Genomic DNA, 14,613 nt, shown 5'->3' on the forward strand with positions numbered 1-14,613 from the left:
ACCGCTCTCGCGGCTCGGTCCGGCGAGTCTAGCAGCTTGGTATACCAATGCGGGCCGGGACGGACGGGAGGCGCGGCGCGGCACCGCCACGCGCCTCCCGTCCGGCCGTGGTGTGGTCCGGACGAGGCGACCCGCGTCGGCGACACCCGTCGCGGTGGGAAGATGGTGACGACATGACGACGCCTGCGCACTCGACCCGGACCACCAACCTCGAGGGCGCAGCCCGCGCCGCGATCGCGGGCGGCGCACCGCTCGCGCTGCTCATCGCCCTGGGGATGCCGGGCTACGCGGCGTTCGCGATGTTCGCCGGGTTCACGGCGATCTTCGGCGCGACCGAGCCGTACCGCCAGCGTGCCGTCACGACCGGCGTCGCCGGCGCGCTCCAGGCGGCGTGCATGCTCGCGGGCATCGGCGTCGCGTTGCTCGGGCACCCGCTGTGGCTGCAGGCGGTCGGGCTCGTGGTGGTGCTCGTCGTCGCCGTGTGCACGCTCACGGCGCTGCAGACGATCCCCGCGCAGCCGATCTTCCCGGTCTTCGCGTTCGTCGTCTCCTCGCTCGTCCCGCTGCGGCCCGCCGACCTGCCGACGGTCCTGCTGATCATCGTCGGCTCGGTCGCGTGGGCGTGGCTCGTGGCGATGTCGGGCGCGGTGCTCCGTCGACTCCTGCACCCGCGGGCACCGCACCGCTTCCGGCCGCTGGCGGCACGCAAGCACCGCACGCTCGACGTCCTGCGCACGCCGGCGCTGCGGGAGACCGTCGCCCTCAACGTCGTCGGGTCCGTCGTGGCCGGAGCGGTCGCCGTCACGATCCCCGGGCTCGGACACCCGTACTGGGCGGTGATCGCTGTGGTGTCGACGCTGCCCGCGCTCCGGCAGCGGCACACGCTGCGTCGCGCCTGGCAGCGGGTGGTCGGCACCGTCGGGGGCACGGTCGTGGCCGTGGGGATCCTGCTGCTCGAGCCGAGCGTCTGGTGGATCGTCGTGATCGCCGTCGTCGGGCAGTTCTTCGCGGAGATCTTCGTCGCGCGGCACTACGCCGTGACCCTGCTGTTCCTCACGCCGCTCGCGCTCGCCGTGTCGTGGCTGAGCCTGCCCGAGGCGCCGGAGCTCCTCGCGCTCGACCGCATCGCGCAGACGCTGCTCGGTGCGCTCGTGAGCGTCGCGCTCCTGGTGGTCGGGCGGTTCGTCGAGCGTCGACGAGGTCGGCCGCTCGGCGCGACGAGCGCGATCCGCACCGTCTGACGGGGCGCGGCGCGGCGCCGACGCGGCGCGGCGCGGACGCGGCGCGGCGCGGACGCGGCGCGGCGCGGACGCGGCGCGGCGCCGACGCGGCGCGCCGGTGCCGCGCCGCGCCGCGCCGGTGCCGCGCCCTGTCGCGCGCACAGCCGCGAGCACGTCGCGCCGCGGGAACACGTGGCGCGACGTGCCCCGGGTCGTGCGGGAGCAGGACGCACCAGCGAGCGCGCGCCGGACGGGAGGCGCGTGGTCAGCCCGCACCGCGCCTCCCGACCGCAACCGGGTCGCCTGTCACGCGCACAGCCGCCAGCACGTCGCGCCGCGGGAACACGTGGCGCAACGTGCCCCGGGCCGTGCGGGAGCAGGACGCGCCAGCGGGCGCGCCTCAGTCGCGCGGGGCGACGTTCCAGGAGTCGATGACGGGGCGGCCGTGCTCGTAGCCGAGCGAGCTCACGGTGGCGGTGCCGAGCTTGAGGACGGCTCCGTCCTGCGGCGCGAGGCGGATCCAGGCGGCACCGAGCGCGCGGAGCACGTGTCCGTGCGCGACCACGATCGCGTCGTCGCCCTCGGCGAGGACCGGACGGACGCGGTTCAGCACCCGCTCGACGCGGACCCGGACCTCGGCGGCGTTCTCACCCGGGGTGTCGCCGGCAGGGACCCCGTCGGTCCAGAGGTCCCACGGGCCGTGCCGCTTGACCTTGATCTGCGGGGTGGTCAGGCCCTCGTACGCGCCGTAGTCCCACTCGTACAGGTCCTCGTCGAGCTCGGGGTCGACGCCGACGAGCGCAGCGGTGTCCCGCGCGCGCTGCAGTGGGCTCGAGAGCGCGAGCGCGAAGGTGCGGTCGGCGAGGTACCGGCCGGCGCGCTTCGCCTGCTCGATGCCCTCGTCGGTGAGCGGGATGTCGGTGCGGCCGGTGTGCTGACCGCTCCTCGACCACTCCGTCTCTCCGTGGCGGACGAGGACGAGTTCGCCGGGGCGTTCCGAGGTCATGTGTTCCTTCCGATGAGCAGGCCGAGCGCAGCTGCGCCGACCGAGACGACGAGCATCCCGAGGCCGTTCAGGACGGCGGTCCTGGTCTTGCCGGATCGGAGGAGCTGCACGGTCTCGACGCTCGCCGTCGAGAACGTCGTGTACCCGCCCATCATGCCCGTCCCGAGCACGGCGACCACCGAGGGGCCGAGGGCGCCGGTCTCCCCGAGCCCGGTGACGAGCCCGAGCACGAGCGATCCCGTGACGTTGATGACGAGCGTGCCGAGCGGGAAGCGTCCGAGCGCGGTGCCGTCCACCCGGGCCTTGACGGTGCCGTCGAGCCAGCAGCGCAGCGCCGCGCCGACCCCGCCGCCGAGGGAGACCAGCAGGAGTCCGAGCAGGGTCACCGGGCACCCCCGCTCCGAGCGCCGCGGGAGCGCCGAGCGCCGGCGACCCACGCTCCCGCTGCCGCGGCGGCCAGCCCGAGCACCACCGACAGCAGCGCGTACCCGGCGCCGGCGCCCCAGTGCCCGACGTCGAGCAGCCGGGCGGTGTCGTCGGCGAGGGTCGAGTAGGTCGTGAAACCACCGAGGACGCCCGTGCCGACGAACAGGCGGAGCGCCCGACGTCGGCCGAGGTCCGGACCCGCGTGCGCGAGTGCCTCCAGGAGCACCCCGAGGCAGAACGCTCCGACGACGTTGATGCCGAGGATCGTCCAGCTGATGCCGTCCACCGCGGGGAACGCTGCGGCGAGCGCAGCCCGCACCCCGGTGCCGATCGCACCGCCGAGCGCGACGAGTCCGAGGTACCGCCAGCGCAGGTGCGGGGGCCGGTCGGTCGTGCGGGAGTCCACGGACGTCAGTCCACCAGGGCGGCCACGCCCTCGACCTCGACGAGCTGGTCGTCGTAGCCGAGGACGGTCACGCCCGTCAGCGTGCTGGGCACGTCGTGGTCCCCCATCGCGGCCCGGACGACCTCCCACGCGGCGACGAGGTCGGCCCGGTCGGACGACGCCACGAGCACGCGGGTGTGCAGGAGGTCGCCGAGTCCGGCGCCGGCCGCGGCGAGCGCCGTCTCGAGGTTGGCCATGCACCGAGCGGCCTGGGCACGGTGGTCCCCCACGGCGACGGTGCGACCCTGCTCGTCGAGCGGGCAGGCCCCGGCGAGGAACACCAGTCGGGCACCGGCAGGCGCGGTGGCGGCGTACGCGTACTCCGCCACGGAGCTGAGTCGGTCGGAGCGGATGAGCTGCACGGCGCTGGTCACCCTGCCAGCCTGCCACGACCGGACCCGCGGGAGCGTGCCCGCCGCCCGCGGGACCGGCCCGGAGCCGCCCGTGTGAGCGGACCCTCAGCGTGCGACGGGGTTCGCCGTGCGGCCGGCGCGGATGAGCGAGTCGGTCTGCGCCGACAGGTCGACCATCTGCAGGGTGTTCCGCAGCTGCAGCCGGTTGAGGCACGAGTGCTCGAAGTCCGGCACGCGGAGGTCGATCGGCCGCGCCCGTCCCGCCGCGGCGTCGTCCACGCAGGAGCCGACGAGCCGCCAGAAGACCCTGCTCGGCAGGACTCCGTCGTCGTCGAGGATCGCCGCGAGGTACCGGAGCACCCCGTCGAACACGTCGGTGAAGACCCCGAGCGCCGCCTCGTCGTCGTCGACCGGGTGCACGATCCGCTCGATCCCGGCGGGCACCGGGACGTCCCCGACGACCACGACCTCCTCCCCGATGTCCTTCATGAACACGCGGGACACCGCACCGTCGCGCAGCACGAGCACGAGGTTCTCGCCGTGCGGCATGAACAGCAGCTGGTGCTCGGTCAGGCAGTGCACGACGGGGCGGAGGTACGCGTGAAGGTACCGCTCGACCCACGACGCGGCGTCGAGCCCCGACTCCGCGACGAGCGCAGCAGCCACCGACCGCCCCCTCGCGTCCCGGTGGAGCAGCGCCGCCATGGTGATCGGCCGCTCCCCCGGCAGCAGGCGCGGCACCGGGCTCTCCCGCCAGAGCGCCGCGAGCATCTTCCGCTGCGGCGCGCCCTGCTGTGCGGGCACGGCCCCGATCCGGTGCCAGACGTCCCCCGTGTACCCGATCGCCGCGTGCTCGCGGAGCACCCCGAAGCCGGCGTCGGCCAGGACCGGATCGGCCCCCACGAGGTCGGCCACCCAGTCGTTCACCGCGGGCGCGGTCCGCATGTACGCCGGTGACATCCCCCGCAGGAACCCCATGTTCTGCACGGCGAGCGCCGTCTTCACGTACGACCGCTCCGGCCGGGAACGGTTGAACGCGGTGCGGATCGACTGCTGCGGCTGGTGGTCGTCCGGCCCCTCGCCGAGGTCGACGAGGTCCTGCCGCCCGAGGTCCGGGGCGAACGTCACCGCGATCCGGTGCTGCCACTGCCAGGGGTGCACCGGGAACCACGTGTACTCCGCGGGGTCGAGCCCGCGTCGGTCGAGCACCTCGTGGAAGCGCGCGACCGTCGACGCGTCGAGCTCGGCGTCCCAGTGCTGGTGCTCGGACCGGTCCGCGGCGAGCGCCAGGTGCGTGTGCTCACGACGGGCTGCGAGCCACCGGTACCGGAAGCGCCCGCCGGACTCGGGGGCGAACGCGCGGTACTCGTCGAGCCCGAACCCGATCCGCCCGTTCGCGGCGACGAACGCTGGGTGTCCCTCGGTCATCGCGGCCTCGGCGTCCTGGAACCCCGCGACCACGTCGCCGTCCGACCGGCCGCGGGCGAGCTGCGCGGCGGAGGGGCCGCCGCGCCGGTGCTTCGCCGCGGCGCTGGCGAGCGTCGAGGCGATCTCCTCCAGGTACGTCCCGAGGAGGGCGTCGGGGATCCCGAGCTGCTCGTGCAGCGCGAGCACGAGGTCCTGTGCATCGAGCGGCGCCGGGACGCCCGCGCGGCTGCGGGTGAGCGAGGCCTCCTCGACGACCCAGTGCTCGAGCGTGTGCACCCGCGCGCGGAAGCGGTAGGTCGAGTCCCCGGCGTCGAGCACCCAGCCCGCACCGTCGGGCCGTGGGGCGACCAACCGTTCGTGCGTGAACTCCGCGATCGCCTTGGCGACGAGGTGCCGCTCGGCCGGCTCGAGGTGCTCCGGCCGCAGGTGCGCGGCGGGTCCGTCGTCGTCGGGCGTGCCGATCCGGCCGGTGTCCAGGACCGACAGCAGCGCGCGCTTGCCGTCGACGTCGACCTCGCGCAGGACACGGAACCCGACCTCGGCGTTCTTCCGCTGCACCGCCGTGTTGCGCACGTCCGGCTCGACGACGACCCGCTGCGCGCCGAGGGCGTCGCGGCAGTGCTCGACCACCGCTCGCATCACGGCACGTGTCAGCCCGTGGACACGTCCCTCGTCGGGCGGCGGAGCGACGAGCAGGTGCATGCCGACGTCGCCCGGTTCCGCGTCCCACACGTCGGTGAGCAGCACGACCGCCGGGTCGTAGGTCTCCGCGTACGCGACGGGCTCACCCTCCCACCGGAGCACCCACCCCGCCTGCGCCGGGTCCTCCTGCACCGAACGGAGGTACGTGCGGACCGCGTCGGTGTCGTGGTCGGACATCGCCCACCACGAGGACGCCGGGGCGGCGAGCCACGCCTGCACGACGGCGGCGTCGCGGTCCGGGACCACCGGGTGGACGGACGGGAGGCCCGTGGTCGCGTCCGCCCGTGCGGCGACGGTCGCCGGGGCGCTCACGACGCGGCCCCGGCGGTCGCGGTCCGGCGGGCTGCCGCGGCTACGGCGCTCGCCGGGGCGTCGGCGACGGGACCGGCCGCAGCGTCCGGCACGGTGCCGGCCGCAGCGGCCGCTCCGGTGTCGGCAGCAGCGTCCGGAACCGGCCGTCCACCGGGCAGGCCGAACTCCTGGAAGGCGATCCGCTCCTCCAGGCCGTACACGGACCGCCCCGTGACGGAGCGGATGATCGAGGCGTTCCGCCACGCCCCCATCCCGAGGTCGGGGGCGGTCAGACCGTGCGTGTGCTCCTCGGCGTTCTGCACCCAGATCCGGCCGCCGAGGGTGTCGACGTGCAGGTCGCGTGCGACGGCGAACCGACCGCGGTCGTCGCGGCGGACGAGGTGCTCGACCGGGGCGAGGAAGTCCGGGTCCCGCGGTCGGTACCCGGTCGCGAGGACGAGCCGGGCGACCTCGTGCACCGCCGCGGTGCCGAGCTGCGCGTGTCGGAGGGTCAGTCGGAAGCGGTCCCGCTCGGGCAGCCACGCAGCCGCGACGACGCTGGTGTCGGTCCGGAGCGTCGTCGGGACCGGCCCGCGGGCGCTGATCCGGTAGAGCGTGTCGTAGACCTCGTCCACCAGGTCGGCGCTGATGCCCTTGTACAGCCCCCGCTGCTCGCGACCGAGCCGGTCTCGCACCTCGCCGGGCAGGGCGTGGAAGTGGTCGGTGTACTCCGGGCTCGTCATCTCGAGCGTGAGCTTGGTGTCCTCCATCGGGAAGAACCGGGGCGATCGGGTGATCCAGTCGAGGCGGTAGCCGCCGTCGCGGATGCCCTCGAGCAGGTCGCGGTAGACCTCGGCCGCGGACTGCCCGCTCCCGACCACGGCGATCGAGTCGGCGCTCCGGAGCGCGTCACGCGCCGGCAGGTACCCCGCGGAGTGCACGACCGGTCCGTCGAGGTCGCGGAGCGCCTCGGGCACCGCGGGTTCCGTACCGATCCCGAGCACGACGTGCCGGGCGACGTACCGCTCGGACCCGCTCGGGGTCTCGGCGTGCACGGTGAACAGGTCGGTGTCCTCGTCGTGCTCGACGGCGACGACCCGACGGCCCCAACGCAGCGTGTCGAGCCGTTCGGCGGCCCAGCGGCAGTAGGCGTCGTACTCCACGCGCAGGGGGTGGAAGTCCTCGCGGATGAAGAAGGGGTAGAGCCGCCCGGTCTCCTTGAGCCAGGCGAGGAACGAGAACGGCGACGTCGGGTCCGCCATGGTCACGAGGTCGGCCAGGAACGGGACCTGGATGGTGGCGTCGTCGAGCATCATGCCGTGGTGCCAGGCGAAGCCGTCGGCCTGGTCGAGGAACACGGCGTCGAGGTCGTCGATCGGGTCGGTCAGGCAGGCGAGCCCGAGGTTGAACGGGCCGATCCCGATCCCGACCAGGTCGAGGACGCGGCCGACACCGTCGCCGGTGTCGCTGGTCCTGGTGCCGGTGTCGCTGGTCCTGGTGCTGGTGGTGCTGGTGCTGGTGGTCACCGGGTTGCTCCCGTCGTCGTGCCGGCCGTGCTGGGGACGCCGCTGGCGTGCAGGCGTGCCGCGGTGTCGACCACGTGGTCGAGCGCCGCGACGACCTGCGTCGTGCTCGTGGTGGGGTTGAGCAGGGTGAGCTTGCTGCACGGACGGCCGTCGATCACGGTCTTCGCGACGAGCACCCGACCCTCGGCGAGCAGGGCCGCGCGCAGCGGCGCGACGAGTGCGTCGGCCTCGGCGTCCGACACCCCGTCCGGCTGCCAGCGGAAGAGCACCGTGCTCAGCTGCGTCGGCGCGACGAGCACCAGGTCCGGGTGTGCCGCGACGTGCTCGTGCACCCGCTCCGTGACGTCGAGCACCGCGTCGAAGGCCCGTCCGATCGCCTCGGCGCCGCTCGCCCGGAGGGTCGCCCAGAGCTTGAGCGCGTCGAACCGCCGGGTGGTCTGCAGGGACTTGTCGACCTGGTTCGGCTCGTCGGCGTCCTCGGGGTTGAGGTAGTCCGCGTGCCACGAGGCCCGGCGGAGGTCCTCCGGGTCCCGCACGAGCAGCGCGCTCGACGACACCGGCTGGAAGAACGACTTGTGGAAGTCCGCGGTGACGCTCCGCGCTCGTCCGATGCCGGCGAGCAGGTGTCGGCGGGTCGGGGACACGAGCAGGCCACAGCCGTACGCGGCGTCGACGTGCAACCAGACGTCCTCGAGGTCGCAGACGTCGGCGATCGCCTCGAGCGGGTCGATGCAGCCGCGGTCGGTCGTGCCCGCGGTCGCGACGACGGCCGCGGGCGTCCGGCTCTCGCGCCGGGCGTCGGCGATCGCGTGGGCGAGGGCGTCCGGTCGCATCCGGCCGGCTGCGTCGGCGGCGACGTCGACGACGGCACGTTCCGGCAGGCCGAGCAGCATCGCGGACTTCCGGACGCTGAAGTGGCTCGACGCGGTGGCGAACACGACGAGGTCGTCGAGTGTCGGCGAGCGGTGCGCACGGTCTCCCGCGCGGAGCGGTGCGGTCGCGGCCTGGCGCGCCAGGAGCAGGGCGTGCAGGTTCGACTGCGTCCCACCCGAGGTGAAGACCCCGTCCCCCGTCGGGAAGCCGATCGCGTCCGTGACCCACCGGACCGTCCGACGTTCGATCTCGGTGCCGATCCGCGACTGGTCCCAGGTGTCGACCGACGGGTTGACCGCCGCGAGGACCGCCTCGGCAGCGACCGCCGGCACCGCCACCGGACAGTTGAGGTGCGCGAGGTAGCCGGGGTCGTGGAACCAGACGGCCTCCGCGGTGAAGAGGTCGTCGACCTCGGCGACGGCGGCCTCGGTCGACCCGAGCGGCCGGTCGAGGTCGACCGCCGCGATCCGCTGCCGGAGGACGGCGGCGGGCGTGTCGGTGGTCGGCGCGGTGACGGTCGCGAGTCGGTCGGCGGTCCGGTCGACCGCGCCCCGGACGACGCTGCGGTACCGGTCGGAGCGGTCGGACGTGAGGAGTTCGAGCAATGGCGTGGAGCTGTTCACGTTAGGTAAGGCTAACCTCACTCAGCCGTGGAACGGAAGTCGCACCCGGGGGAAGACCGGTCGTTCTGTCGTGCTCGGCCTGACCCGGCCTGCCCCGGTACGCTCGCCGGGTGACCTGCCCTCCGTCCGCCGCCGACGCCGACGCGGACGCGACCGCCGATGCAGTCGCGGCGGTCGACGCCGTCGCGACCGTCGCCGTCATCGGCGCGGGGCAGGCCGGGCTGTCGGTCGCGCACCACCTGCGCCGACGCGGGTTCCGCGCCGTGTCCGGCGCCGGGGACCGCGGCGGGCCGGCCGGCAGGACCGTCGTCGTGCTCGACGCGAACCCGCGGCCGGGAGGCGCGTGGCAGCACCGGTGGGCGTCGCTGCGCATGGCCACGGTGAACGGCATCCACGATCTGCCCGGCACACCGCTCCCACCCGTCGACCCCGCGGAGGAGGCCCGCACCGCGGTCCCCCGCTACTTCGCCGACCACGAGGCGCGCGAGGCCCTCCCGGTGCTGCGGCCCGTCCGCGTGCGGTCGGTGACCCCGGTCGACGACCGCCCCGACGGGGCACTCCGTCTCGACACGGACCACGGCTCGTGGCTGGTGCGCGCCGTGGTGAACGCCACCGGCACGTGGGACACCCCGGTGGTCCCGGACGTGCCGGGTGCCGCGTCCTTCCTCGGCGAGCAGCTGCACAGTCGCGACTTCGTCGACGCCGAGCACTTCCGCGGCAGGCGCGTGGCCGTCGTCGGCGGCGGGATCTCCGCGGTGCAGCTGCTCGGGGAGATCAGCCTCGTCACCTCGACCGTCTGGTACACCCGGCGCGAACCGGTGTTCCTGCCGGGCGGCTTCGTCCACGAGGTCGACGGCGTCGACGTGGAACGACGCGTGGCCGCCGACGTCCGGGCCGGTCGACCGCCGGCGAGCATCGTGTCGTACACCGGACTGATCTGGACCGGCGTGCTGCGTGACGCCGCTCGGCGCGGTGTGCTCGAGCGGCGGCCGATGTTCACGCGGGTCCGACCGCACGGCGTCGTGGAGGCCGACGGCACCGACACCTCGGTGGACGTCCTGCTCTGGGCGACCGGGTACCGCGCGGACCTCGACCACCTGGCACCGATGCACCTGCGCGGCCCGCTCGGCGGTGTCCCGGTCGCCGGTACGCAGGTGACCGACGAGCCGCGCGTGCACCTCGTCGGGTACGGCCCGTCGCAGTCGACCGTCGGGGCGAACCGCGCGGGTCGGGCCGCCGCCCGCGACCTGGACCGCTGGCTCGACACCCACGAGGGCGCCCGTGGGGACGGTCGACCGCCGAGGGCCGACGTCGAGCGCTGACCGCCGGACCCCGGACCCGATCAGCGTCTCGCCGAGCGGTGCCGCCGAACAGCCTCAGGCCACCGGGACCGGCGGGAGCTCGCGGTCGGTCTCGGCGACGCGGGTGGCCTTCGCCGCGAGGCCCCGCAGCGGCCCCTCGAGCAGCACCCTGTCGGCGACGTGGCGGAGCGCGAGCCCGAGCCGGGTCCGGGGGTAGGCGAACCGGACGATCCCGCGCGGGATGCCCTGCACGTCGTCCACGAGCGGTCGCATCCAGTCGTCGAACGCCGCGAGCGCACGGTCGAGGTCCGCACGGTCCGAGGAGCGACCCGTGACCGATGCGGCGAGCACGTACCCGCTCGTGAGGGCGAGCGACGCGCCTCCTCCACCCATGGGCGTGACGCACCACGCCGCGTCGCCGACGAGGGCCACGCGGCCCCGTCGCCAGACGGGCATCCGCACCTGGGTGAGCCGGTCGACGTAGACGTCGTCCGACGTCGCGAAGCCGTCGAGCACACGGCGCGACTGCCACCCGGCGTCGGCGAACCGTTCCTCGAGCCCCGCCTGCACCCCCGTGCGCTCGGCGCCGGTCACCCCGTCGTCGTCGCCGGCCCAGGCCAGGATCGCGCGGGTCGTGTCGTACGGGTCGGGGCGCAGGTGCACCTGGCGTCCACCGACGGCGTTGTACCAGCGCCACCGTCGGTCGTCGGAGTCCGTCCGAGGGATCGTCCCGAACGCCATCGTGACGCCCAGGTCCCGCTCGGCGACGTCGCCCGGGTGGTCGAACACCAGCGCCCGGGTGGTCGACCGGACACCCTCGGCGACCACGAGCAGGTCCGCTCGGAGCGTCCGACCGGAGGTCGTCGTGACGGCGACGTGTCCGAGCGCGGTGTCGTCGACGTCAGTGATCCGCTCACCGAAGACGAAGGGCACCTCGTCGGGCAGCGCGTCGCGGACCGTGCGGGCCAGGTCGCCCCGGAGCACCTCGAGCTCGGCGGTCGCGCCGTCCGGCCCCTCGGGCAGGGTCGCGGTCACCCGTCCCTCGGTGTCGACCAGGACGGTCCCGGTCTCGGTGGTGTTCGCGGCACGGACCGCATCCGTCAGCCCCATCCGCTCGAGCACCTGCTTCGCGACGCCGCGGACGTCGACGTTCTGCCCACCGTCACGGAAGGCCCGAGCCCGTTCGACGACGGTGACGTCCCAACCGGTGTGCCGGAGCCACCAGGCGGCGGACAGACCTGCGATGCTCGCTCCCGAGATCACTGCGTGTGGTGCGGACATGTCCTGCTCCTCGTGTGCTGCGCGGTCGGCTGGGACCGACCGCTCGTGCTTTACAGTGAAGCGACTTGACTGTGGAGGAACCTGGATGCCCGACATCGACCCGCTCACGACGGACTGGCAGGACGACGAGGTCGCCGTCATGCACCACCTCCGGGACTGGGCCGTGGCGTTCGAGGAGCTCGACCGGCACCTCGGCGTGTGGATGGGGATGTCGACGACGGATGCGAACGCCCTCGGTCAGGTGCTGTGGGCCGAGCAGGCAGGCGAGCCGCTCTCCCCCGCGCAGCTCGCCCGGCAGATCGGCATGACCTCCGGTGCGACCTCGGTGCTCGTCGACCGGCTCGAGACGGCAGGGCACGTGACCCGCCACCGCGAGAGCACGGACCGCCGGCGGGTGACCCTGCGCGCGACCGCCGCGGCGCGGGCTGCGAACGAGGCGTTCCTCGCGCTCGCCGGGCGCGAGATCGCCGGCGCCCTCCGGGAGAGCGACCCCGCCGAGCTCCGGGCCGCACTGCGGTTCCTCGCGCGGATGACGACGGCGGCGACCGCGGCGAACACGCGCCTCGCGGCGCGTCGGAACGGTGGCTCGACCACCGCGACCGCCCACTGATCGACGGGCGGCGCCTCGCCGGGAGCGACGGGCTCCGCATCCCCGAGAGCACTGCATCGCCGCGAACGACGAGAACCCCTCCGGGCCGGAGCTCGGAGGGGTTCTCGGGTGTGGTGACCCCAGCGGGATTCGAACCCGCGTTACCGCCGTGAGAGGGCGACGTACTAGGCCGCTATACGATGGGGCCGCACGCCCCGCTCGAGAGCGGGACACACTCGTTGTCGGACTCGGAGGCTAGCCACCTGTGGTGACCCCAGCGGGATTCGAACCCGCGTTACCGCCGTGAGAGGGCGACGTACTAGGCCGCTATACGATGGGGCCGTTCCGACAACCCGATAAGTATGGCACAACGCGCGCACGCTGCCAAAACGGGGCGTGTCGCCCGGGTGTGCCGCGCCTCCGGGCGGACCCGCAGCGTCTCAGATCGTGAGCGACTCGCCGGGCCGGAGCACGACGAGTTCCCCGTCCCCGAGCGCCTCGCGCTGCCGGTCGGTGTGCATGGCGAAGCCGATCTCGGACAGCGTCGCCTCGTGCACCGGGTAGGCGCGCCGCGGACCGACCGCGGCGATCCAGTCCATCATCTCCTCGACCTTGAGCCACGGTGCGCCGACCGGAGCAGCGAGGACCTCGACGGGGACGCCGGGCACCGTGTACGCGTCCCCGGGGTGGAAGAGACGACCGTCCACCAGCACCCCGGTGTTGTCGACGAGGGGCACCGAGGAGTGGATGCGCTGGTGCCGCGCGCCGTGCAGGTCGAGCGTGAAGGGGCCGACCTCGCGGTGGTCACCGTCGCCGACCACCTCGACCGTGATGCCCGCGTCGGCGAGCGCCGCGGCCACGCCCGACGGCCCGAGGACCACCGCGTCCGGGTTCCGGTCGAGGATCCCGTGCAGCTGCTCGGGGGTGCCGTGGTCCGGGTGCTCGTGCGTCACGACGACGGCCACGACCCCGGTCACGTCGACCGGGCGGGTGAACCCGCCGGGGTCCAGGACGAGCCGTGCCCCGTCCTTCGTGACGACCTGGCACGCATGCTCGAGCTTGGTGACCTCCATGCGGGCGACCCTACGCGCGTGGCTGCGGGGTTCCGCACCGGTCCCGCCACGGTCCTGGCACGCCGTTGTCGGAGGTCGATGCGTGCCCGTAGCGTCCGGGACATGGCCACCACCACCGCCGTCGCCCTGCCCGGACCCCGGCGCGTCGTGCACGTCGACCTCGACGCCGCGCTGCCGGAGCTCGTCGCCGACGGGACCGGTACGGAGGCCCTCGTCGTCGGACGCCGCGACGGGTACCCCGTCTGCACGGCCGGGCTGACGCTGACGGCCGACCCGTCCGACGCCGCGCGGGTGCTGCGGGCGCTCGCCGCATCGTCGTCCGGGACCACCCCGACCGCGCCGGCCCCCGTGCACGACGACGACCTTCCGTCGGTCTCCGTCGTCGTGTCCACCGTGGTCGACCGCGTCGAGGGCCTCGGTCGGTTGCTCGACGCCCTCGAGCGCCACGACCACCCGGAGCACGAGGTCATCGTGGTCGACAACCGTGTCCGGGTCCCGGAGGACGACCCGCTGCCGGCCCTGCTCGCGGGACGCCGTGTCCGACTCGTCGAGGAACGGCGCCCCGGGCTGTCCGCCGGGCGGAACGCGGGGGTCGCTGCGGCACGTGGCGAGGTCGTGGCGTTCACCGACGACGACGTGCAGGTCGACCCGCGCTGGCTCCGTGCCCTCGGCGAGCGCTTCGTCCGTGAGCCGGAGCTCGACGCCGTCGTCGGCGTGGTCCTGCCGACCGAGCTCGCGACGCCCGCGCAGGTCTGGTACGAGGCGTACTACGGCGGCTTCAGCGGCGAGCGCTCCTTCGAGCCGGTGACCATCGTCCCCGAGGACGTGCCCGGCGCGATGCGCTTCGCCCGCGTGGCCGCGGTGCGACCGGACGGCTCGGTCCGGCGACGGTTCCCGGTGTACGGCGTCGGTGCGTACGGCGCCGGCGCGAACATGGCGTTCCGCCGGACACTGCTCGAGTCGGTCGGTGGGTTCGACCCGACCCTCGGCGCCGGGTCCCCCGCACGCGGCGGCGAGGACCTGGCGATGTTCGTCGAGACCCTCTGGCGCGGCGGACGCATCGGCTTCGAACCCCGCGCCGTCGTGCACCACCGGCACCGCCGGACCGTCGCGGAGCTGCACGCGCAGCTGCACGGCAACGGCGTCGGGTTCGCCGCCCTGCTCTGCGCACTCGTGGCCCGGGACCGACGACACGTCGCCGTCCTCGCTCGGCTCGTCCCCCTCGCGGCGACGGCGAAGGCCCGGGTCGCGGCCGCGGCCCTGTTCCGCGGCCGTGGCGCCGACCACCGACGGGCCGCGGACCCGACCCTCCCGGCTCCGGCGAGCACACCGGTGCCGCGGTCGCTGGCGTACCACGAGCTCCGGGGGTTCCCCGCAGGACCGTCCGCATGGCTCCGCAGTCGTCGACGCTGGCGCGCCGTCAGGGCGGGACGTCCCCTCGCCGGGTGACCCCGGGGCGCGGCGCCACGCGTGACC

The 14,613-nt window shown here is 74.4% G+C and carries 13 protein-coding genes and 2 tRNA genes; 4 read left to right on the plus strand and 11 right to left on the minus strand.

What is annotated here, in order from left to right:
- Nucleotides 1-173 precede the first annotated feature (173 nt).
- Nucleotides 174-1,241, plus strand: coding sequence for an FUSC family protein (locus tag J2X59_RS11565; protein WP_066654869.1), 1,068 nt, complete (start codon nucleotides 174-176; stop codon nucleotides 1,239-1,241).
- A gap of 379 nt (nucleotides 1,242-1,620) precedes the next feature.
- Here the strand turns inward: J2X59_RS11565 and J2X59_RS11570 are convergent, their stop codons facing one another.
- The 7 genes from J2X59_RS11570 to J2X59_RS11600 all read right to left on the minus strand — a co-directional run bounded on the left by J2X59_RS11570 (nucleotide 1,621) and on the right by J2X59_RS11600 (nucleotide 8,893).
- The gene (locus tag J2X59_RS11570; protein WP_326496765.1) at nucleotides 1,621-2,226 is read right to left on the minus strand and encodes a histidine phosphatase family protein; all 606 of its coding nucleotides are present in this window, start codon (nucleotides 2,224-2,226) and stop codon (nucleotides 1,621-1,623) included.
- Entirely contained in the window at nucleotides 2,223-2,612 is a 390-nt protein-coding gene (gene crcB / locus J2X59_RS11575) for a fluoride efflux transporter CrcB (RefSeq protein ID WP_209682187.1), read from the minus strand. Before crcB ends, J2X59_RS11570 begins: the two co-directional genes overlap by 4 nt.
- A complete protein-coding gene (locus tag J2X59_RS11580; RefSeq protein WP_326496766.1) occupies nucleotides 2,609-3,058 on the minus strand; it encodes a fluoride efflux transporter FluC in 450 nt (149 codons plus the stop codon). Before J2X59_RS11580 ends, crcB begins: the two co-directional genes overlap by 4 nt.
- 5 nt (nucleotides 3,059-3,063) lie before the next feature.
- Nucleotides 3,064-3,471 carry a RidA family protein gene (locus tag J2X59_RS11585; RefSeq protein WP_066654877.1) on the minus strand — a complete coding sequence of 136 codons (408 nt, stop codon included), beginning with the start codon at nucleotides 3,469-3,471 and terminating at the stop codon, nucleotides 3,064-3,066.
- 84 nt (nucleotides 3,472-3,555) lie between these two features.
- The gene (locus tag J2X59_RS11590; RefSeq protein ID WP_326496767.1) at nucleotides 3,556-5,892 is read right to left on the minus strand and encodes a GNAT family N-acetyltransferase; all 2,337 of its coding nucleotides are present in this window, start codon (nucleotides 5,890-5,892) and stop codon (nucleotides 3,556-3,558) included.
- Nucleotides 5,889-7,397 (minus strand): lysine N(6)-hydroxylase/L-ornithine N(5)-oxygenase family protein, encoded by a 1,509-nt coding sequence (locus J2X59_RS11595; RefSeq protein WP_326496768.1) that lies wholly within the window; start codon nucleotides 7,395-7,397, stop codon nucleotides 5,889-5,891. Before J2X59_RS11595 ends, J2X59_RS11590 begins: the two co-directional genes overlap by 4 nt.
- Nucleotides 7,394-8,893, minus strand: coding sequence for a pyridoxal phosphate-dependent decarboxylase family protein (locus tag J2X59_RS11600; RefSeq protein WP_326496769.1), 1,500 nt, complete (start codon nucleotides 8,891-8,893; stop codon nucleotides 7,394-7,396). The genes J2X59_RS11595 and J2X59_RS11600 overlap by 4 nt, the downstream gene beginning before the upstream one ends.
- 200 nt (nucleotides 8,894-9,093) lie before the next feature.
- Between J2X59_RS11600 and J2X59_RS11605 the strand changes: the two genes are divergently transcribed.
- The gene (locus J2X59_RS11605; protein WP_442781432.1) at nucleotides 9,094-10,215 is read left to right on the plus strand and encodes an NAD(P)-binding domain-containing protein; all 1,122 of its coding nucleotides are present in this window, start codon (nucleotides 9,094-9,096) and stop codon (nucleotides 10,213-10,215) included.
- 54 nt (nucleotides 10,216-10,269) lie between these two features.
- On the opposite strand, the gene J2X59_RS11610 is transcribed toward J2X59_RS11605, so the two are convergent.
- Complete coding sequence (locus tag J2X59_RS11610) at nucleotides 10,270-11,475, minus strand: FAD-dependent monooxygenase (RefSeq protein WP_326496771.1); 1,206 nt, start codon at nucleotides 11,473-11,475, stop codon at nucleotides 10,270-10,272.
- 85 nt (nucleotides 11,476-11,560) lie between these two features.
- Between J2X59_RS11610 and J2X59_RS11615 the strand changes: the two genes are divergently transcribed.
- Nucleotides 11,561-12,085, plus strand: coding sequence for a MarR family winged helix-turn-helix transcriptional regulator (locus tag J2X59_RS11615; protein WP_251155131.1), 525 nt, complete (start codon nucleotides 11,561-11,563; stop codon nucleotides 12,083-12,085).
- 111 nt (nucleotides 12,086-12,196) lie between these two features.
- On the opposite strand, the gene J2X59_RS11620 is transcribed toward J2X59_RS11615, so the two are convergent.
- The 3 genes from J2X59_RS11620 to J2X59_RS11630 all read right to left on the minus strand — a co-directional run bounded on the left by J2X59_RS11620 (nucleotide 12,197) and on the right by J2X59_RS11630 (nucleotide 13,137).
- Nucleotides 12,197-12,272, minus strand: a tRNA-Glu gene (locus J2X59_RS11620).
- Between the two features lie 58 nt (nucleotides 12,273-12,330).
- Nucleotides 12,331-12,406 (minus strand) — tRNA-Glu (locus J2X59_RS11625).
- 98 nt (nucleotides 12,407-12,504) lie between these two features.
- Nucleotides 12,505-13,137 carry an MBL fold metallo-hydrolase gene (locus J2X59_RS11630; protein ID WP_066654883.1) on the minus strand — a complete coding sequence of 211 codons (633 nt, stop codon included), beginning with the start codon at nucleotides 13,135-13,137 and terminating at the stop codon, nucleotides 12,505-12,507.
- A gap of 102 nt (nucleotides 13,138-13,239) precedes the next feature.
- Between J2X59_RS11630 and J2X59_RS11635 the strand changes: the two genes are divergently transcribed.
- A complete protein-coding gene (locus J2X59_RS11635; RefSeq protein ID WP_326496772.1) occupies nucleotides 13,240-14,586 on the plus strand; it encodes a glycosyltransferase in 1,347 nt (448 codons plus the stop codon).
- Nucleotides 14,587-14,613: the final 27 nt, after the last annotated feature.

Origin of the sequence: Curtobacterium sp. 260 (assembly GCF_030803485.1) — a bacterium.
Lineage (GTDB): Bacteria > Actinomycetota > Actinomycetes > Actinomycetales > Microbacteriaceae > Curtobacterium.